A 21,170-nucleotide genomic window follows, 5' to 3' on the forward strand; every position below is an offset into this window, starting at 1 on the left:
AGGCGAGTGATTATGAGGTTTTTTTAACGTCTGGTTTTAATATATCACCATTTTCTGCCACACCATATTTTGCACCGAGTGATTTTAAAATCAGTGTTGCATTAAATGCATCATTTGGCATGTTTTGTGTATTTTTATAACAGATGATGCTATACGCCACCTCATTGGGCTCTATATTAACGACTTGTGTAAAATCATCTAAAGGCCCGTTCCAAAATAATGCAGAACGGGGGCCATAAAAGCCATAAGGGTGAAATACAGGTGGCGGGGCTGTATAAACAATAGCTTGTCTAGGGGGTTGATTGGTACTACTTGGGTCGTTGAGTATTTTGAAAGAGGTAAAGCCGTGTTGTAGAGTAATTTGCGCAGCTTTCACCAGTGTGATTTCTTGTGTTGTGCCATAGCTCATATTGGGTGAGGTTTTTGCACTCACACGAAATGTTTGTTCATTGAGTTGGTAAGTAGAAAAGTTTCCAAGTTGGTTAAATGTCATCGGTTGAAAGGTGCTACAGCCTGATGCAGTGATGATGAGCAACGAACTGAAGCCTAAGCCAAGATATGTTTTGATATTCATGCAATGACTCCGAAAGATGAAATGAAGAGGCCGTAATAAATAGTCATGCTTTTTGCTCAGTACGTGAAAATATAACGATGATTCACGTTGTAGATTAAATGATGTTTAATTTTTACATGATCTGTCATGTTTAAATGGTCATGTTACTTTGTTATTTAACGCAAGTCTGTGGATTAAAAAATGAATTTTATGCTGAAATTGTGTATCTTTAAATGCAAGATATTTCTATGCTTTGATGTGTAGATCATACATGATGTATTTTCTATAATTTTATTGATATTTAAGTGTTTTACCACAAAATGAAACAGTGAGTAGTTAGGCTATAAATTAATATAGATAAGTACAAATATTGTAATCGCATTAAATTGAGTGAGTGAAGGTTTATGAGTCAGCCCCATGCCAATACAGGCTTTGTTGCACCAACATGGTTAAGTGCATCGTTATTACAAGGAACATTGCGTGGCATTGAGCGTGAAAGTCTTCGGATGCAAAGTGATGGTTATTTATCGAAACAACCACATCCGCCTGCTTTAGGTGCTGCACTCACACATCCTCATATTACGACCGATTACTCAGAAGCTTTACTTGAGTTTATTACGCCACCTCATCAAAGCATTAAAAAAGCATTGGCAGATTTGGCAGATATTCATGCAATAGCACATGAGCATCTCCCTAAGGGTGAACGTTTATGGCCGATGTCTATGCCATGTATGTTAGATAAAGAAGAAGAAAATATTCCGTTGGCACAATATGGCACTTCAAATATTGGTCGCTTTAAAACCCTTTATAGACATGGTTTGGCGGTACGTTATGGTCGCCGAATGCAAACCATTGCAGGTGTGCATTATAATTTATCTTTTTCAGATAAGCTGTTTGAACAATTACAACAAAGTGAACAAGATCCAAATTTAAAAAAACTCAGTTTGCAAGATTATCGGAGTGAGCGTTATTTCGGTCTGATTCGTAACTTTATTCGTTATACGCCTATGGTCATTTTTTTGCTTGGTGCAAGCCCAACGGTATGTGGCAGTTTTTTATTAGATCGTGAACATGATTTACAACGCCTTGTTGCAGGTGCATTACATTTGCCGTATGCCACAGCCTTACGCATGGGGAAATATGGCTATCAAAACTCAGCACAAAAGCAGTTAGGCATTCGCTATGATGATTTAAATGGTTATTTATCTGGTTTAGAAAAAGCAGTGAAACAGCCTTATGCACCATTTACTCAGCTTGGGTTAGACAATGCACACGGTGAACCAATTCAAGTAAATGACCATACATTACAAATCGAAAATGAATACTACAGTCTGGTTAGACCCAAACAAGCACCACAAGGTAACGAAACGCCATCACAAGCACTTAAAGCACGTGGTGTTGGGTACGTTGAACTTCGATCGGTAGATGTAGACCCATACAGTGCCATTGGTTTAACAGAACAAAGTGCTGCATTTTTAGAGATATTGGCACTGTATTGTTTATTGTGTCCAAGTCCGATCATTTCTGAGCAGGAACAATCACGTATAGACAAAAATCAAGCCAATATCGTGTCACACGGTCGATCAAGTGATGCAACTTTTGATACAGGACATGGCATCATCACTGTGGTAGATTGGTTAAATCAGCACTTAAATCAAATGGATGACTTAGCAACTGTTTTTGATCAAAGTGTAGATGCCACATTGTATACAGATGCATTGATGAGTATGAAACAACGGGTACAAGAACCTAATCAAACATTATCTGCGCATGTGATTAAAGACATGTTAGCACATGGGGGAACATGGCGTTTAGGTGCACACTTGGCAGAACAACATGCACAAGTATATGAAAAACATGAAGTCAGTCTTGAAAAACAACATTATTTTGATGATCTAGTCCAGATGTCTAAGCATCAACAACATGCATTAGAGCAAGCGAATTTGATTAGTTTTGAAAAATATTTAAGTCGTTTTCGCTCATCGGTGAACTAGAAGGTATCTCATGAAATTCAAATATCGCTTAATCAATGGTTTGTTGGTTTTATCTTCTATGGTCGGTATGGCATTTGCCTTATATTTAGAACATTTTAAAGGCTTACCACCATGTCCTTTATGTATTTTTCAGCGAGTTGGCCTGATTTTTATGGGGCTATTTGCTTTGATTGCTTTTTTACACCATCCTAAACAGCGTATTTTTAGAGTGGTTTATGCATTTTTAGCCACCTTAAGTATTTTATGGTCATTTGCTGTGGCAGCTCGACATGTTTGGATTCAGCATTTGCCACCCAATGAAGTGCCAAGTTGTGGCCCCGGCTTAAATTATTTGGTAGATGTTTTACCCATGAAAGATGTGCTTGCTCAAGTGCTTACAGGGTCAGGCGAATGTGCAAAAATTGATTGGACTTTATTTGGCCAATCTTTACCTGTTTGGTCATTATTGTTTTTTGCCGTCTTACTGCTGTTAAATCTGACTCAATTTTTTCGTAAAGCATAGTGTGAATTGTTGAATGAGTCGTTTGGTGTTTATGATCTTACAATAACAACTGGTAAGTTTATAACACAAAACCATTCAATAATTTGATGCGATGAGCTGTGATGTTTGCAATGTGAAGTATGGTCGAAGGCTGTACTCATGTGATGTGGCCTTCTACGTGTGGTTAGGCTTTAAAGGTGTAAGATGGCCAATCCAATACATTTAATTTATTTTCATGGTTTTCAAAGCCATGCTCATTCTGTTAAAGGTGAGCAATTAAAAAGATATTGTCAGAGGTATTTTCCTCATGTTGTACTATATTTACCCGACCTAAATCGGCCACCTCAGCAAGTAGTTGAACACATACAGTGTTATATGGCACAGTACCCACATCACCAATTTTTTTGTATAGGAAGTAGTTTAGGTGGATTTTATGCCAACTATATTGCATCTTTATATGCTCTAAAAGCAGTATTGATTAATCCTGTCGTCAATCCTAGCCAAGTGTTTGCTCAACGCATAGGCCTTGTTCATCTACCTTATAAAGTGACAGACACATGGTCACTACAGCAACAAGATTTATGTTTTTTAGATCAAATGCTTACGGAAATTCAATTCGACCATAATGAAACACTCGTACTGCTTAATACACCTGACGAAGTATTAGATTATCAGCAAGCACAACAGTATTATATGCAATATTCGTCACGGTGTACGATGGTGACTATGCATTATGGCTATCATGTGATGGATGACTTTTCGGACAAAATTCCCATGTTCATGATGTTTTTATTACAGTGTTCTACAGCAAGGAAAATATAAAAAGTGTCACAATATACAGCGCAATCGCTCGAAGTACTGTCTGGTTTAGATCCTGTTCGTCGCCGTCCTGGCATGTATACAGACACGACAAGACCAAATCATTTGGCACAAGAAGTCATTGATAATGCTGTAGATGAAGCACTTGCAGGACATGCCAATAAAATTATTGTTACGGTATATAAAGATGGCTCATTGTCTGTACAAGACAACGGACGTGGTATGCCTGTAGATATTCATCCTGAATATGGACAAAGTGGTATTGAAATTATTTTAACTAAACTGCATGCAGGCGGAAAATTTAGTACCGATAACTATGAATTTTCAGGCGGGTTACATGGTGTTGGCATTTCTGTCGTAAATGCATTATCTACACGTGTAGAAGTAGATGTACAACGTCAGGGGCACTTGTATAGCATGGCCTTTGAACAAGGAATACCTGTAGCGCCTTTAGCTGTCGTTGAAGGAAAATTCGCAAAAAAAAATACAGGAACAAAAGTTCATTTTTGGCCAGAAGCGAAATATTTCGATAGCCCAAAATTTGCATTAAAAGCACTTAAGCATAATTTAAAAGCTAAAGCTGTACTTTCAGCAGGGTTAGATATTCATTACATCGATCAAATGAACAATGAAACCATACAGTGGCAATTTGAAAATGGTTTGGTTGACTATTTGATGGATGAACTTCAAGACCGTGAAATTTTACCTACTCCAGCATTTGTCACACAAGGACAAGCAGAACGTGCAAGTTGTGAGTTTGCGCTGAGCTGGAATGTGGAAAGTGGTGAACAAATACAAGAAAGCTATGTCAACCTCATTCCCACTGCACAAGGGGGCACACATGTTAATGGCTTACGTTCAGGCATTACTGAAGCATTAAGAGAGTTTTGTGAGCTTCGAAATTTACTGCCACGCCAAGTCAAATTGTCTGCTGAAGATGTATGGGATGGGGTCAATTATATTTTATCGTTGAAACTTCAAGAACCACAGTTTTCAGGACAAACCAAAGAGCGACTGTCTAGTCGAGAAGCATCGAGTATTGTACTCAATATTGCAAAAGATGCGTTTACTTTATGGTTGAATCAACATTCAGACTTGGCATTACAGCTTGCAGAAGCAGTGATTGCTAAAGCAGGTCGTAGACTAAAAGCTGCTAAAAAAGTGCAGCGTAAAAAAATTACATCTGGGCCTGCATTACCCGGAAAACTTGCCGATTGCTCAGGCTTAACTCGTGAAGAAAGCGAACTCTTTATTGTCGAGGGTGATTCTGCAGGTGGAAGTGCTAAGCAAGCGAGAGATAAAAACTTCCAAGCGATTATGCCCATACGAGGGAAAATTTTAAACACATGGGAAGTGGCTTCAGATGAAGTTTTGGCGTCACAAGAAGTCCATGATATTGCCATTGCCATAGGCGTAGACCCTGGCAGTGATGATTTGTCGGAATTACGTTATGGACGAATTTGTATTTTAGCGGATGCGGATTCAGATGGTTTACACATAGCCACCTTGCTTTGTGCGTTATTTGTACGTCATTTTCCTGCGTTGGTTGATGAAGGCCATTTATTTGTGGCCATGCCACCGTTATATCGTATAGATGATGCCAAAGATGTGTACTATGCACTTGATGATCAAGAGCTTGAAGCGACCCTCAAAAAAACCAAAAGTAAAACGCCTCAAATTACTCGTTTTAAAGGCTTAGGTGAAATGAATGCAGGGCAATTGCGTGAAACCACTATGGATCCAAATACACGCCGTTTAGTTCAGCTTGATTTAGATGATGTACAATTGACGGCAAGTTTACTAGACAAGCTATTGGCTAAGAAACGCTCGGCTGATCGTAAACAATGGTTAGAGCAAAAAGGTAATTTAGCAGATATTGCACTATAAACCACCAAGCATCATAAAGCATATACAATGCTTTATGATGCGCTCAGACATGCCCAAGATATGCTTTGATGTACAAATCCGATTCGTCTTTTGCAGTGTAATTAGCGCACATTTGCAGGGCTTTTTTGCTAGGCATTTCTTCTTGTATTCAATAGACCTCTTACGAAATAGCAATTTCAGTGATTATTTTCTTTCGCAATGTTTTATAAATCATGGATTTCGATTGATTGTTTTTTGACTTTCGCAAGAAGTTTAATGCCATATTGACTAGCACTACCATATCTAAAGAATGCGCTAGATCACAGATGACATCTACATCAAGTTCAACCATATGGTATCACAGCACCTGTTTCATACTGTATTTTCATAAGAAATGAAACAGGTGCACGAAATTGAATGAACACCCTGTATTTTTAAGCTGTTATGTAAAAAGGAGCCATCACGGTGTGAAACGGTTTATGAAAAGCCAGCTATTCTCCAATCTGTATGGCCAAATCAAATTCAAAAACATCACAATTATGCCCTGTGCCAATACGATCAATCACCGCAAAATCACTCGGACTTTCTAACGTTAATAATGGGTGATGCCAAGTATTTATTCGATAATTTACCCCTTGCTTGCCATTGGATAAAAAAGCACGAATTTTTAGTACATCAGGGCAATCTTCATTCAAAGCAGGTGCAACCACAATTAAAAAAACTTGCCCAGACATAGGAATAAATGCTTGTGAGCCCTGAGGGTGTTTTTCTAACATTTTGATGCGCAAGGGGAGGCTTGTGGTTTTAATATTTCGAAAAATACTAATGCCAATGTTCGATTGTCCCTGTTTTTGTGTCTGAACAATGTTGTGATAACGTTCAGTATGAGCATCATTAATATGAAAAAAATCATGCCCTTCACAGCTAATAACGTCTCCAAAAGGGGCAAAATTTTCCACTGTGAGTGGTTCAATACGAACAACTTGCATATACACTCCTTACTTGGCTTGTGTTTTTCCCCAAAGTCGAACACGGCTAATTCCACCATCTGGAATCATATTGATACGAATGTGTGACACTGCCTGTGTGGCTAAAATTTCACGGACATAATGGTGAATATGATCCATTTGCATGTCTTGCGCAGGTAATAAAAATGGCCAAAACATGCTTTGTGGAATCAATTGAGGGTCGGTTGCATCTTCAATATAAGTGGCTTGAATCGAAACTTGTGCAGGGTAGTTTCCTTTAAAATGTGCAGTATCAATATCAATTTTTTCAATTTCACCTGCTTGCCCAAGCGCCAAAATACACCAGTCAAACCCCGGTGCACGACGACGTTTGGTTTCCCAACCATCTCCCATATTAATACCACGCCCCGGATTAATGAGATGACGAGGATGACCAAAGTGGGCATCACTATAAGCAATAACACGACCACCATTTTCAAGTGCGAGTAGATCAATGGTGTCATGGCTTGATTGATGTGGTTGAACTTGACCATATATTCTTAAACGAGCAATACCACCATCTGGAAAAATGTTTAAGCGAATATGCGTAAATACGTGTTTTTGTTGTTGTGTTTGAAAAATATGGTGTTGGCTAGGTCCTAAAATACTATTTTCTAATACAGGTTGCCAAGCGACTGTAGATAGGTCACCATCTGGGGCATAACATGCTTCAACTGATGCAGAGGCAGGGTAGTTGCCTGTAAAAAATGTAGTGTCTATATCTACAGCTTGAATACGACCTGCCACCCCAAGTTTTACCACACACCAGTCATATCCTGCATGGCGTTTACGACGAGTTTCCCATCCATCCATCCATTTACCATGATCATCAAACTCATTTTCTATAAAAATGGGTGCATCAAAGGCCAACATGCGTTTGGCTTCTGCAAAAAATTGATCAGAACAATCAACCACTTCTGCGCCAATACGCAGATCTGCCAAATTCGTCAGATTTTTAAGTTCATCTGGTTGTTCGAACTCAGGTGCAAGAAGTGTTGCCATACGATAAATTCCTTGATGAGTTATAGAGTTTTTGGGTTAAAAGCAAATCTCACGCCACATTGTTACTTTGCACAAAATCAGTATAGATTGTATGTAATGCTGAAAAAATGGCACATTTTTGGCTATATATACATAGATAATTTAAAAATAAATGGAAATTAAAATGAAAGTAGTCATTATTGGTGCGGGTATGGCAGGCCTTACCGTGGGTATTGCACTAAAAAAGTTCGGTCATGATGTATCGATTTATGAGCAAACCCAGCAAATTTTACCTGTAGGCGCAGCAATTTCATTGTGGTCCAATGGTGTGAAGTGCATGAACTATTTGGGTCTAACAGATAAAATTCAACGTATAGGTGGGCAAATGGATAATCTCGCCTATGTCGATGGGCATACAGGCGATACCCTAACTGCTTTTAGCTTAGATCCTTTAGTTAAAGCAGTGGGTCAAAAACCTTATCCTGTATCTCGTGCAGAGTTGCAAAATCTATTGATGGATGAGTTTGGTCGTGAACATATTCATTTAGGCAAACGTATGACGGCACTGTCACAACAGGGTGACCATGTCCATGTTGAGTTTGCAGATGGCACTCAACTACAAACACCTTTATTGATTGGTGCAGATGGCACGCATTCGATGACTCGCGCTTATGTGCTTGGAGAAAAAGTGAATCGTCGCTATGCAGGCTATGTCAACTGGAATGGTTTAGTCGATGCATCAAGCGATGTAGCACCTTTAAATCAATGGACAACATTTGTAGGAGATGGAAAAAGAGTATCGGTTATGCCTGTTGCTGATCATCGCTTTTACTTTTTCTTTGATGTTCCATTGCCGATAGGTTTAGAAAATGATCGTACAAATTATCAAGAAAATTTAAAAGACTACTTTCAAGGATGGTGTCCTCAAGTACAGCATTTGATTGATCATATTGATGCAACGACCACAAATCGTGTTGAAATTCATGATATTGAACCATTTTTAACATTTTATAAGGGGTCAGTAGTGATTTTAGGTGATGCAGCACACAGTACAACCCCAGATATTGGTCAAGGTGGCTGTCAGGCAATGGAAGATGCGATTTATTTAGCACGAGCATTACAAGTGAATACATTGGGCTTAGAAGATGCTTTGGAGCGTTATCAAAATAAGCGCAATGAACGTACTAAAACCATGGTATTACGCGCACGTAAGCGCTCTGAAGTCACTCATATGCACGATCCAATCGTCACACAACAATGGTATGAGTCACTCAAAAAAGAAGAAGGTCCGCATATTATGCAAGGGATTATTAATAATATTGTGGGCAATGTTTTAGATTAAATTAAACAGCTTGGGGTAGATAGATTTACCCCAAGACTGATGCAAAATTAGAAGTTATAGTCTACACGGATCATTGGTGTACTTGCAGTTGCCCCTTTATTTCCTGTCGTTGGGTTACCAAATTTATTATGCCAATATTGGTATTCAAAGCCTGCACGGAAAGTTTTATCATTTTTGCCCCAAAGTGAAGTCAAATCATACATGACACGGGCATCAATATTGGTTTCAGCCGCAGTTTTGCCACCAAACTCATTTTTTCCTTTAGAGTCGATCCACAGTGCAAAACCTTCAAAAGACAGCGGTGTTTTACCGATTGGCATGCCCCAGCTTAATTGAAATGCAGCGTGTGGATCATAGTTATAACGCTTATTAACGGCAGAAGGTTTATTGCTTTCGAAAAACACCAATGCACTTAAACTTAAAAAGCCAGGTACATCAAAGTTGATGGTTGGTCCAACCACCCACATTTGTTTTTTAGACCCGTAGCCGTCATTTTTTGTATTCCAGTCAAGACCTGCTGTGAGGGCATATCCTTGAATGCCTTGAGATGACAAATCAGTTTTAAATACTTTTCCAATATCAATGTTATTACGATAAACCAAGTAGGCTTCTTGCGTTCCTTTACCACCAGCTTGGGTTGTATTTGGTTCAGATGACGACTGTAAAAAATCTACATTTAAAAAATTGGTACCATAAGCATAGCCACTAGCATGCGTAAATGAATAAATTTGCTTTTTAATATCTGTTCGAGACCCATCATTATTATTTTTATACGGTTCAGCGAAATCTGTTCCATAACGCCAACCCAAAGAGTTATTGCTCCACGTCAAAGCAGATGCAGACGTAGAGAACAAAAAAGACGATAACAGTGCGATGGCAACTGCTGATTTTTTATCGTTAGATTGGTGTTTGAATCGCATAGAGCGCCCCCAAATAGTCTGAGATTGACTGAGTAAAAGAGTGGATCAAGATATTTCATATCAAAGTGATAAAAAATACGAGATAAGCCATGTCATGGCTTACCTAGCAAAAAATGAACCACACTTTATAAAATTTATTAAAAAAAATAAACAAAAAATAATTATTTATATAAAAACTTTTATTATGAGCCACTTATGTTTTGTTTGTGTTAACTACCTCGATAGGTTGAGTAAGCGTATGGACTCATGAGTAATGGAATATGATAGTGCTCATTCAGATTGGCAATATAAAACTGCAAACATACTTTTGGAAAAAACGTGTCTTGTTGTCGTGCTTGAAAGTACGGCAAGATGTCATATTCAAGTTGATATGCTCCTGTGGTCAATACATGCTTGGTGGTGACAAAATCCTTTAACCGACCATCTGCATCTGTATGGCCTTGTCCAATTAATGTATGTGTGTGGGCATCAAATAATTTAACATGCACACCACTGGCGGGTTTTCCACAGCTGGTGTCTAAAATATGAGTACTAATCATGGGTCAATTCCTTGATCTAAGCGATGTAGTGCAATCAACGCGAGTTGTTGTTTTACAACCTGTTGTTCAGTATGTATGTCGTGATGTAAACGGCTATGAAGCTGTTTGAGCACCTCTTGGCTCGACAAACCTACGGCTTTAATTAAAAAAATAAAACCGAACTTTGCTTCATATGCCATATTGCCTTGCAACAATGCCTGTTGTGTATCTTGATCTTGAGAGATCTTCGCTTGTTCGGTATTTGAGTATTTTTGCTCTTGGACAGACAGTTGTGACGTTGAAGGTTTTTCACCAATTCGAGGATGTTTACTCAGTGCAGATGCGATGTCCGCCCATGACCAAGTTTGGGTTTGCTGTGTGGCACAGCTTAAAAGTTCACTTTTAGACTTAAATGGGCGCTGTTGCTCAATATGTGTGACCCATGAATCAATGTTCACACAATGTTTTAACAGTGATGTCGCATCGGGTAATGGTACTTGGTTGAATTGATTGAGCTGCATAAAAATCTCAAAATAATTAAAATAGTGTGGCGAAAAAATTAAGTTTGGCGATATTGGCTATACCAATGATCGGCAATGTCATTACGACGACAAACCCATACATGTTCATGCTGTTGAACGTAGTCTAAAAAACGCTGTAATGCACGAAAACGACCCGGTCGACCTAAAATACGACAATGCATACCAATCGACATCATTTTGGGTTCGGTTTCACCTTCTGCATACAACACATCAAAAGCATCTTTTAAATATTGATAAAATTGCTCGCCACTATTGAAACCACCGGGTGAACAAAATTTCATGTCGTTGCTTTCGAGGGTATATGGAATAATTAAATGTGGGCGGGTTTGTTGGTCTGTGGTGAGTGATGTCCAAAAGGGTAAATCATCACCATAGTAATCACAGTCGTATTTAATTTGTGGAAACTCAGCCAACAATTTACGTGTATTTGGGCTATCTCTACCGGTATACCAACCCATAGGTGTTTGACCAAATAAGGTTTCAATCACACTAATGGCTTGATCCATATATTGGCGTTCTAATGCAATATCCATATCTTGATAGTGAATCCAACGTTGGCCGTGAGACACAATGTCGTAGTTGCTGTTTTGGATCGCTTCAACAATGTAGGGATTACGTGCCAATGCCATACCTACACCAAAAATCGTCATGGGAAGTTGACGTTTTTTAAATTCATGGTGAATACGCCAAAATCCTGCACGTGAGCCGTATTCATACATAGAGTCCATAGACATATGTTTGTCAGGAAAGCTCGATGCACCAATAATGTCAGACAAAAATTGTTCTGAGCCTAGATCGCCATGTTCGACATGGTTTTCACTGCCTTCTTCGTAGTTCAGTACAAATTGTACCGCTACACGTGCTTGATTAGGCCAAGAAATCTTTGGGTTTTCACCATGATAGCCAATCAAATCACGGCTATAAGGTGTGGTACGAATATGATCAATTAAGTCTTGACCACGCAGATATGAAGTTGTCAATTTGTTATCCTTTTGATAAGTTTTTTTAAAATCTACTTGCATATTTTTAAAGTTAGATCATATTAAAAGTACAAGGACACTTTAAAGGCAAGAGAAACTTTCGTTTTAAAGACCAATACTGTTATACCGATTTTGGTTAATCTTGTGAATAAAGACAGGTGCAATAAAGGGATGTATTTTTGCACCACATCAGCGAAAAGCGAGGATAATGTATGAATATTGAAATCCGCACCGATAAAAATATTAAAAGTAGTGAGCGTTTAATCAGTTATGTACAAACTGAAATTAGTGACAAATTTCAGCGTCATGGCGAGAAAATAACCCATTTCTCTGTACATTTAAGTGATGAAAATGCGGCCAAAGGCGGAGATAACGACTTACGCTGTATGATTGAAGCACGTCCTGCGGGTCTAAAACCTGTTGCTGTGTCACACAAAGCGGCAAGCATTGACAATGCGATTCATGGTGCAGTTGAGCGCCTGAAACATAGCCTTGAACATTTGTTTGAAAAACAAAAAAAACCACGTGATCAAAAACCTTTAGATGTGGCACCTGAGCCTCTATAGTTGTATTTTTATATGCACGACAAAAAAGCACCGAAAAAGGTGCTTTTTTGTCGTTTAGTGTAGGCTTTCTTGTTACACTAAAAAAAATATTATATGGGCGTAAAGATGCTAACTGCACAACAGCAAGAGTTTATTGAAGCCATTGAAGCTTTAGATATAAAAACCATACAGCAATCTTTGGCGCAAGGATTAGATGTAAACTTTATTGCGCCTGAAAAAGGACTTCCTATTTCTATCGTGTGTGATGGGATTTTTGACTGGTGGGAAGTGGTATCTACGGCATATACAGAAGGGACACCATTCACAGAACAACAAAAACAGCAAAAACTACAGATTCATTTAGATATTTTAGATGCATTGATTGCTGCAGGTGCCAATGTTCATTTATGGGATGCTGAAGAGTTTTATGGCCCGCTTTGGGACTGCTCAAGTGCAGCTTGTGTGCCTGCGGTACAACGACTATTAAATCTAAACGTGAATCCAAATACCAAAGATGATGAAGATCTCACTATTTTATCTTCGGTGAGTCAATTATTTTTTGACTGCGATTATGATGACATCGATTGGTCAGAAGCTTTACCAGAAGAGCAACAAACATTGCAACTATTGCGTGAGCATGGTGCAAAAATGTCTAAAGAACTCAGCGTTTAAATATGGGTATTGTAATGAAAAAAACCTTTAAAATGACAGTGATCTGTTCAATGTTACTGAGCGCGCATGCGTTTGCCGATGATTTTTCTTTTGACCGTCCAGGTACAGGGTTTGGTACAAGTATTACTCCTGTAGGACATGTTGCATGGGAACAAAGTCTACCTACAGTTAAATATACGCCACCAAGTATTAATAACGATTTACAAAATACGGTGTCAATTCAAGGTGATATGGAGTTTCGTACAGGCTTAACCAAAAATACGGAACTACAACTTGGTTTTGGCGGTCCAGGATGGATTAAAACCACAACTCAAGGTCACAGCGTGAAAGAAAATGGGCTAGGCGATGTGAGTGTTGGGATTAAACATGCTGTTGATTTAAATGATGAACGCATGACGATGGCGTTGTTGGGTCAAATTATTGTGGCCACAGGCAATGATCAATTTACAGCAGAAGATAATATTTATGCATTAGCATCAAGTGTACAGTATGTGCAAAATGATATTCTAACCACAGGAATCACGATGCGTTATGAAATGCAAAATCGTGATTTTGCTGTAACTGCTGTGCCAACATTGAGCTATCGTTTATCAAAAAAATGGTCCGGCTATTCTGAGTTTGTCTTTCGTAAGCAAGAAAGCCAAGCCAATCAAACCTCGTTGGCTACAGGGTTAATTTATGCGGTGAATGCTCGCATGCAGTTAGATGCCAGTGTTGGCATGGGTTTAGGTGGAGATGTTCCTGATTACACTGGTGGTTTAGGTGTATCATTCTTATTTTAAATTCTGCTGACTAAGTATTTGAGTTTCTTATGGTTGTTCTGTGTCGTCAGGTTATAAACATGTTGTGGGTCATGGCGTTGGTGATTTTACCTTGCTTAGCGACCATAACAGCACACGCAGAAGAACCATTGCTTCCTGCATCTCAAGCATTTGAGTTTAGTCATGAGGCGGTGGATAACAACACCATTGCCTTGGCATGGAAAATTGCACCCAATTATTACTTGTATCAAAATAAAGTGACGGTGCGTGCCAATCACAACGCTGTTCAGCTACTATTTCCGACAGCAATACAACAACACGACGAAAATTTTGGCACTACATGGGTGTATTTTGATCGACTTGATTTAAAGATCAAGCCTAAGCCCAACACCACATATGAAGTGTCTTGGCAAGGTTGTGCAAAAGATCGTTTGTGTTATCCACCGCAATATACACAATTTCAAACTGATATTAATGGTTTGGTTTTAGTTCAAAATAATCAATCTTTACAACGCAGTGTATTTGACCAAGCCCTGAGCCGCCAACAGGAAACATGGCCAACCACTGCTCAACCCACACAACCTATTTCTCAGCCCACCACGAGCAATACAGCATCGGATCAGCATTGGGCATCTCGTTTAGAACAACACTCATTGTGGTATGGCTTAAGTTTGTTTTTAGGTCTTGGATTATTGCTTGCATTTACGCCGTGTTCTTTACCAATGCTACCTATTGTGAGTTCTTTAGTGATTCGGGAAAAAAAGGGTGCACGTGCGTGGTTGGTTGCAGGGGTGTTTGTGTTAAGTATGGCAACAGTGTATGCCTTATTGGGGTTAATGGCGTCTTATATTGGTTTAGGGTTTCAACGGTGGCTACAACAACCCATTACGCTGATTGCATTTAGTACCTTATTTGTTATTTTTGCACTAAATTTATTTGGCTTATTTGAAATCCAATTACCTCGATTTTTGACCACGCGTTTAGATCATTTACAATCGACACAACGTGGGGGGTCATATGTGGGTGCCATCGTTATGGGGGCAGTCTCGGCTTTATTGGTTGGGCCATGTATGACAGCACCTCTTGCAGGCGCACTTCTTTTTATTGCACAAACTCAAAATCAGTGGCACGGTGCGCTTTTGTTGTTTGTACTGGGTTTAGGGATGGGAATTCCTTTACTTTTGGTCAGTATTTTAGGCAGTAAAATCTTACCTAAAGCTGGGTTGTGGATGAACCAAGTCAAAATTATTTTTGCATTTATTATGCTTGGCTTAGCACTATATTTTTTAAGACCTTTACTTCAGCCATTTTGGTTGCATGGGTCTATACAGTTATTATATTTGGCGTTTGCAGGTTATGCGATATACGCTATATATCAATATACGTTTAAGCTTAAAGTGTGTTATGGCATTTTACTATTGGCAGTGGTCGCAGCATTTAGCATGCAACAAATACAGTATCAACAACAATCTCAAGGCATCAGTCATGCTGTGGTGTGGCATGTGGCAAACAATGAACAAGAGTTTAATGATTTACTACGCAGTGCACCTCAAAATCAAGCTGTAGTGATCGATGTGTATGCAGATTGGTGTGTGGCATGTCAACCGATTGAGCATGTAATGTTAAAACAGCCCAATATTCAAAATGCATTACGTCCGTATTATTTGATTAAACTAGACTTGAGTCGATACAACACCTCTCAGCAAAATATTTTGGATCAATGGCATGTTCTAGGGCCACCAACGTATCTGTTTTTAGACAAAGCGCATCAAGAACGTAGAGATTTACGTTTAACAGGTGAGTTTGAACAACAAAAATTACAAACACAGCTTGAACAACTGGCTCAATAATCAATATTTCTTTGTTTATTATATGTAAATATAGATTCAGTAAAGGTAATGTCATTTAAGGTGCTTATATTAACTGCATCTTATTTAGTGATGTATCTTTGATCATGAAATTTCAATTAAATCGACTGGCTGTGGCGATTGGTTTTACTTTACAAAGTGCGGTTTTATTTGCAGATACTCCCCCTGTAAAATCGGGTATTGATGTACTTTCTGGATTTAATAATTTATGGAAACCAGGTGCAACATGGAATACAGGAACACCTACAGCAGTCGGGGCAAGCATCTTAGATCAGAATGTAAGATTGTCTGTTGATATTGCAAAAAACAGAACATCAACGCAAGAAATACAGGCTTATGAAATTGATAGCCAAAATGCAAACTATGCGGTGATTCAAGCTTTAGGCCCTTTACAAGACATATTAAAAAAAGAAACGGGTGCATTTACAACAGTTAAAGGTATACCTAAAGAAGCTTATGCAGGTGCAGTGTCAGATAAAGGCAATGGTTTAGGTACGACCAATAATAATTTAGGCCAATTGGTAAGTTTAGTGAGCGCTGTACGCTATCCTGCAACGAGTAATCCTGCTAAAAATGCGTTCAATTATCCACGACCTTTTCGCCAAGTGCTTGATGGTCAAGATTTAAAATGGATTTTACAGCCTTCATTGGCAGCGAGAGTACCTGCAACAGGTCAAAGTGATGGTGGGTTTCCAAGTGGGCATACCAATGCAGGGTATTTGGCTGCGTTAGGTGTGGCATATGCTGTACCCCAACAGCAGGCTGATTTGGTTTTACGTGCAGGTGAAATGGGCTATAGTCGTGTTATTGCAGGTATTCACTCGCCATTAGATGTCATTGGCGGTCGTATGCATGCGACTTATTATGCAATACAAGGTTTATTAAACAATGCAGATTTAAGACGCAATGCTCACCAGCAAGCCCAATCATTTTTTGCAACGCAATGTGGTGGCAGTATAACTGGGTGTTATGGCTCAACCGATTTAAATCAACTTTACACACAGTACCAAGCCAATAAAACACTTTACGATAAATATACTTTTGCAAATGCATTTACAGCAATAGGCGACACCACGCTTGCTCCTGTTGTGCCTGATCAAGCAGAGGTTTTAATTGAAACACGTTATCCTTATTTAACCAATAGCCAACGTAGAGAGCTTTTACAAACCACCTCAAATGCAAGAGGAGGGGTATTAGACAATGCTTTAGGGTATGACACACTCAATTTGTATAAAGCTGCCAATGGCTATGGTGCATTGAATCAGAAAACGAGCATTAATATGAATGCTGCTGATGGTGGTCTTTCAGCGGCAGATGTGTGGCTCAATGATATTTCTGGCAAAGGGCAATTAGAAAAGCTAGGAACAGGTTCACTGACACTTGCGGGACGAAATACATGGTCAGGCGGTACACAGTTACTTGGTGGTACGCTTGTGGGCAGTAATGGGAGTGCTTTTGGACAAGGAGACATTTTAAATCAGGCCAATTTAGTCTTGAATCATAGTAGTACAGAGCGTCTAGCCAACACACTAACAGGATCGGGTACATTTTATAAACAAGGTACAGGATTGTTGCAATACACAGGTGATGGCAGTGGTTTTACAGGAACAACCCGTGTACAAAATGGTCAATTAAATGTAACGAATCGCTTAAATGGTACAACCATTATTGAACAAGGTGGAACGTTACAAGGTGCAGGTCAGCTACAAAATTTACAGGTTTTACAAGGTGGTGTGGTTGATTTAACACCATCCTTAAATAGACTGTCTGTAAGTGGTGATTTAATTTTAGATCAAGGAACACTTCGGGTGTTGACGCAAGCCAACAGTGCGATGAGTAGTGGTATAGACGTTGGTGGACAAGCAAAAATTAATGCCGCCAGTATATTGCAGGTGGGTTTAAGTGATCAGTATAACCTCTTGTCTGAGTATGTTATTTTAAACACCACAAAAGGGGTCACAGGTCGCTTTGCTTCGGTGAATAGTGCGTACAGTTTTCTTACGCCTAAAATAGACTATACAGCCAATACGGTGACTTTACAGCTGTTACGAAATGACCAACGCTTTAATAGTGTTGCGCAAACAGCCAACCAATACCAAGTGGCAAACAGCATAGAAAGCTTAGGTTTGGGTCATCGCTTATATAATCTTGTGGCTAAACAAAATCGTGAACAAGCAATACAGTCATATAATAGTCTCTCTGGTGAGGGATATGCATCTTTGGCGATCAATGCAACACAAGATTCGATGGCAACCACAGACTTTATTACCACACAAAAGTATCAAGCACAGCCTTATATTTGGTTAAATAATTATAGCCGTCGTTTCAGTAATCAAGCATCGAATGTGTCTGATTCAAATTATAATAATTATGGTGCAGTGGTTGGTGCAGAATTACCACTCAATGCCAACAGTAGTTTTGGTGTGATTTTAGGTCAAGCCAAAGGAACAGGAAAAGTGTCAGATAAAGCCTTTAAGGCCAAAGATAATAACAGTCAAATGGGGGTGTATGGTCGTTACACAGATGACCGTGCAGGTGCAACATTTGGTGTGCTTGGTCGTTGGGGAGATGTGTTGGTACAACGTCAAATTCATATGAATGGCTTGAATGCCCAAAGCACTGCAGATTTAGATGTTTACAGTTTACAAGGATTTGCTGAATACTGGTTTAAGCCAACAGCCATGCCAATAAGCCCATATGCACGCCTAGCACATGTGGTCACACAAACGAAAGCATTCCAAGAGCAAGGTGCTGATGTGGCAAACTTGCAAGGTAAAAAACTTACCAGTAATACCACGTTTACCACCTTAGGATTAAAAGCACAGCATGATTTAACAATTGCATCGATGCCGATGACTGCGCAGTTTGGTTTAGGTTGGCAACATGCTATGGGCGATACGCAAGGTCAAGCGAATCTACAATTGAATCGTGCTTCAAGTTATCGTCTTGATGGTCCACGTATTGCAAAAGATCTTGCAAAATTAGATGTAGGTATAAATCTTGCGCTTACAGAGCAGTTTAATGTTGGATTGAACTATACAGGACAATTTGCAGGTCAAAGTAACAGCAATGAAGGTACATTAAAGTTCAATTATCGCTTTTAGAGACAATTGTTGCCCAAAAAATCAATCAGTCGCTAATTAAAACAGCGATTGATTGATCGATATGTGATGTTAATCTAAACGCTGTTCAATGAAATGACGCATATCATTTAATGCCATTTTTCCTTCCTCAAACCATGCATTAAACATAAAAAAGTTGTGCCACATGCCTGTATATAATTTATAACTGACGTCAACTTCTGCTTGTTTTGCCATCTCTTGTAATCGCTTAGCATCATCCATGAGCATAGATTTACTACCAACTTGTATAAGTAATGGAGGAAGACCAGATAAGTCATCAAATAAAGGAGATACTCGAGGATTAGAAGGGTCAAACTGTGTATTTTTTAGATAATACCCAATGGCTTTTTGTAAAAAATGAATTGATAAAAGTGCATCATGTTTTTGATTATATCTGACCGAATTACTGGTAAGGGTAAGGTCAATAAAAGGGGACAGCAACATTAGTCCACACGGTAAAGCTGTATTTTTTTGACGTACTAAACGTAAAGCTAATCCAAGTGCTAAATTCGCACCAGCATCATCTCCTGCTAAAATAATATTTTTGGGGTCGATACCTGAATCGATCAATGCTTTATAGGCTGTATAAACAGCTTCGGTGAGATCGGGAAAAGGAGTTTCAGGTGCCAATGGGTAGGCCAAACTCATGACGGTGAGACCTGTTGAACGAGCCACCTCACATAACCACGCTCGATGTGTTTTGATTGAACCTAAACAAAACCCACCCCCGTGTAAGTAAAGCATAATTTTTTTTGAAGTGGTCTGTACAGGGGTGATTTTTTCAACAGTGAGTTCGGCTAAACTATAAGTGTCTAAATTTAATCCGTGCTGATGACATGGGAAAACTTGTGATATTTGGCCAGTAAAATGACGCATTGTTCGTGGTGAAAATTGATAGCGACTGGGGTAGCGAAATGTACCTTTAAGGCAAGATTCGACAAATAGTTGTTTCCACATTTCATGCATAATAATGGCCTTGAGATGCATATATTCGCTATAAATAGTCATGTATGATGTGCAATATTTCACACGCTAAAAATATATAGGAATATGCGATGAAAAAAATATTATGTGCAATTGCCCTAACAGGCTTCTTCACCATAACACATGCGGCTGACCCATTAAATGGCAGTGTATGGAAAACCATAGATGATGAAACGAATCAACCAAAAGCACAGGTGGTTTTTAATCAACAGCGTGATGGTACTTTTTCTGCCACTATTCAAAAAATTTTAGTCGCTGGTGAAGATGGGGTATGTGGAGAGTGTGAAGGAATGTATCACAACAAACCATTACAAGGAGCAGTTATTGTGCGTGGTTTAAAAAGTGTAGGAGACAATAAATATGAAGAAGGCACGATTATCGATCCTAAAAATGGAAAAAATTATCGTTTAAAAGGTGAATTGTTAAATCAAAATAAAACATTAAAACTGCGTGGTTATATTGGTATTTCCTTATTGGGGCGTAATCAAATTTGGCAACGTATTCAGTAGTGACCATATAATATTTATTTAAACGCAATCATGGCTAGGTCATATTTACATGATTTGAAATACAACTCGTTTTACCTTACCATGAATAAAAAACATTAAAGTCGAATTATGTATTTAATTCGAAGGATAGATCATAAATATTATTAAGTTATTATTTTATATGTTCTTATATAACTCTAATCCTGTTTGATATTTTATTTTAAAATCATTTTCTTATGGTGTTTTGATCAAATACTGAAATTATGTAGCATATACTTTTAGTCACTCAGCGCTGTTTTTTTAAAGGAAATCGGTCTATTTATTATACTAGACAGTAAAGGAAAGCATTTATTGATATAAAAATATATAAAACAGTAGCTTAATTGAATTCCTTAAACAGGATTCGGGTTGTCTATATTTATTATTTTGGATTGGAATCAAGCGTAAGTGACAGAAAATAGATATTTATATAAAGATCTAATATGATTAAAAACATATAATCAATTGTTTTTAAAATAAAAGATTATCTAACCCGAATCCTGTTTAAGGATTTATTTGAAAAAGCCAAGGATTAGAGCCATAAGTTGAGTTACTAGACACGACTTACCACTCTAATCCTCATGACTGATATTACTGCTTTATTCTGTACCATTGATGATTTTTTTATAAAATTTGAATCCACTTATTTGAAATTTCTAAAACAGAATCAATACTTCAAACGAATACG

The 21,170-nt window shown here is 38.5% G+C and carries 19 protein-coding genes and 1 pseudogene; 12 read left to right on the plus strand and 8 right to left on the minus strand.

Annotated features, from left to right (window positions below):
- Positions 1–10 precede the first annotated feature (10 nt).
- Positions 11–574, minus strand: a complete 564-nt coding sequence (locus I2F17_RS10310) for a CC0125/CC1285 family lipoprotein (RefSeq protein ID WP_196421803.1) — start codon at positions 572–574, stop codon at positions 11–13.
- A 383-nt stretch (positions 575–957) separates the two neighbouring features.
- Here I2F17_RS10310 and gshA point away from each other — a divergent pair, with 383 nt between their 5' ends.
- The 4 genes from gshA (at position 958) to parE (ending at position 5,734) form a co-directional block, all read left to right on the plus strand.
- A complete protein-coding gene (gene gshA / locus I2F17_RS10315) occupies positions 958–2,547 on the plus strand; it encodes a glutamate--cysteine ligase (protein ID WP_196421802.1) in 1,590 nt (529 codons plus the stop codon).
- A 10-nt stretch (positions 2,548–2,557) separates the two neighbouring features.
- Entirely contained in the window at positions 2,558–3,049 is a 492-nt protein-coding gene (locus I2F17_RS10320; RefSeq protein WP_196421801.1) for a disulfide bond formation protein B, read from the plus strand.
- Positions 3,050–3,232: 183 nt separating this feature from the next.
- A complete protein-coding gene (locus I2F17_RS10325; protein ID WP_211139834.1) occupies positions 3,233–3,850 on the plus strand; it encodes a YqiA/YcfP family alpha/beta fold hydrolase in 618 nt (205 codons plus the stop codon).
- 3 nt (positions 3,851–3,853) lie between these two features.
- Positions 3,854–5,734 carry a DNA topoisomerase IV subunit B gene (gene parE, locus I2F17_RS10330; RefSeq protein WP_196421799.1) on the plus strand — a complete coding sequence of 627 codons (1,881 nt, stop codon included), beginning with the start codon at positions 3,854–3,856 and terminating at the stop codon, positions 5,732–5,734.
- Positions 5,735–6,204: 470 nt separating this feature from the next.
- Here parE and I2F17_RS10335 read toward each other — a convergent pair whose 3' ends face one another.
- Both I2F17_RS10335 and alc read right to left on the minus strand, forming a co-directional pair.
- A complete protein-coding gene (locus tag I2F17_RS10335; RefSeq protein ID WP_213014476.1) occupies positions 6,205–6,702 on the minus strand; it encodes an ureidoglycolate lyase in 498 nt (165 codons plus the stop codon).
- A 9-nt stretch (positions 6,703–6,711) separates the two neighbouring features.
- On the minus strand, positions 6,712–7,722 hold the full coding sequence (gene alc / locus I2F17_RS10340; protein WP_211139836.1) for an allantoicase: 1,011 nt from the start codon (positions 7,720–7,722) through the stop codon (positions 6,712–6,714).
- A gap of 163 nt (positions 7,723–7,885) precedes the next feature.
- Here alc and hpxO point away from each other — a divergent pair, with 163 nt between their 5' ends.
- Positions 7,886–9,043: an FAD-dependent urate hydroxylase HpxO gene (gene hpxO / locus I2F17_RS10345; RefSeq protein WP_211139837.1), complete on the plus strand. Its 1,158-nt coding sequence runs from the start codon at positions 7,886–7,888 to the stop codon at positions 9,041–9,043.
- A gap of 47 nt (positions 9,044–9,090) precedes the next feature.
- Here the strand turns inward: hpxO and I2F17_RS10350 are convergent, their stop codons facing one another.
- The 4 genes from I2F17_RS10350 to puuE form a co-directional block, all read right to left on the minus strand.
- Positions 9,091–9,963, minus strand: coding sequence for an outer envelope protein (locus tag I2F17_RS10350; RefSeq protein WP_196421793.1), 873 nt, complete (start codon positions 9,961–9,963; stop codon positions 9,091–9,093).
- A 209-nt stretch (positions 9,964–10,172) separates the two neighbouring features.
- Complete coding sequence (uraH, locus tag I2F17_RS10355) at positions 10,173–10,502, minus strand: hydroxyisourate hydrolase (RefSeq protein WP_196421792.1); 330 nt, start codon at positions 10,500–10,502, stop codon at positions 10,173–10,175.
- Entirely contained in the window at positions 10,499–11,002 is a 504-nt protein-coding gene (uraD, locus tag I2F17_RS10360; RefSeq protein WP_196421791.1) for a 2-oxo-4-hydroxy-4-carboxy-5-ureidoimidazoline decarboxylase, read from the minus strand. Before uraD ends, uraH begins: the two co-directional genes overlap by 4 nt.
- 38 nt (positions 11,003–11,040) lie before the next feature.
- Positions 11,041–12,003, minus strand: coding sequence for an allantoinase PuuE (gene puuE, locus I2F17_RS10365; protein ID WP_196421790.1), 963 nt, complete (start codon positions 12,001–12,003; stop codon positions 11,041–11,043).
- 212 nt (positions 12,004–12,215) lie between these two features.
- On the opposite strand from puuE, the gene I2F17_RS10370 reads away from it, so the two are divergent.
- The 5 genes from I2F17_RS10370 to I2F17_RS10390 all read left to right on the plus strand — a co-directional run bounded on the left by I2F17_RS10370 (position 12,216) and on the right by I2F17_RS10390 (position 18,953).
- A complete protein-coding gene (locus I2F17_RS10370) occupies positions 12,216–12,569 on the plus strand; it encodes an HPF/RaiA family ribosome-associated protein (RefSeq protein ID WP_196421789.1) in 354 nt (117 codons plus the stop codon).
- 105 nt (positions 12,570–12,674) lie between these two features.
- Complete coding sequence (locus tag I2F17_RS10375) at positions 12,675–13,220, plus strand: ankyrin repeat domain-containing protein (protein ID WP_196421788.1); 546 nt, start codon at positions 12,675–12,677, stop codon at positions 13,218–13,220.
- Positions 13,221–13,234: 14 nt separating this feature from the next.
- Positions 13,235–14,002: a transporter gene (locus I2F17_RS10380; RefSeq protein ID WP_211139838.1), complete on the plus strand. Its 768-nt coding sequence runs from the start codon at positions 13,235–13,237 to the stop codon at positions 14,000–14,002.
- Between the two features lie 59 nt (positions 14,003–14,061).
- Positions 14,062–15,831 carry a protein-disulfide reductase DsbD gene (dsbD, locus tag I2F17_RS10385; RefSeq protein ID WP_235985951.1) on the plus strand — a complete coding sequence of 590 codons (1,770 nt, stop codon included), beginning with the start codon at positions 14,062–14,064 and terminating at the stop codon, positions 15,829–15,831.
- A 104-nt stretch (positions 15,832–15,935) separates the two neighbouring features.
- Positions 15,936–18,953 (plus strand): autotransporter domain-containing protein, encoded by a 3,018-nt coding sequence (locus I2F17_RS10390; protein WP_211139840.1) that lies wholly within the window; start codon positions 15,936–15,938, stop codon positions 18,951–18,953.
- 69 nt (positions 18,954–19,022) lie between these two features.
- On the opposite strand, the gene I2F17_RS10395 is transcribed toward I2F17_RS10390, so the two are convergent.
- Positions 19,023–19,979, minus strand: coding sequence for an alpha/beta hydrolase (locus I2F17_RS10395; protein ID WP_235985027.1), 957 nt, complete (start codon positions 19,977–19,979; stop codon positions 19,023–19,025).
- Between the two features lie 47 nt (positions 19,980–20,026).
- Here I2F17_RS10395 and I2F17_RS10400 point away from each other — a divergent pair, with 47 nt between their 5' ends.
- Together I2F17_RS10400 and I2F17_RS10405 are read left to right on the plus strand one after the other, a co-directional pair.
- A complete protein-coding gene (locus I2F17_RS10400) occupies positions 20,027–20,464 on the plus strand; it encodes a DUF2147 domain-containing protein (RefSeq protein WP_196421784.1) in 438 nt (145 codons plus the stop codon).
- A gap of 599 nt (positions 20,465–21,063) precedes the next feature.
- Positions 21,064–21,170, plus strand: a pseudogene (locus I2F17_RS10405) (IS982 family transposase); the annotation flags it as partial.

The sequence above is a fragment of the Acinetobacter baretiae genome (assembly GCF_015627105.1).
Classification (GTDB): domain Bacteria; phylum Pseudomonadota; class Gammaproteobacteria; order Pseudomonadales; family Moraxellaceae; genus Acinetobacter; species Acinetobacter baretiae.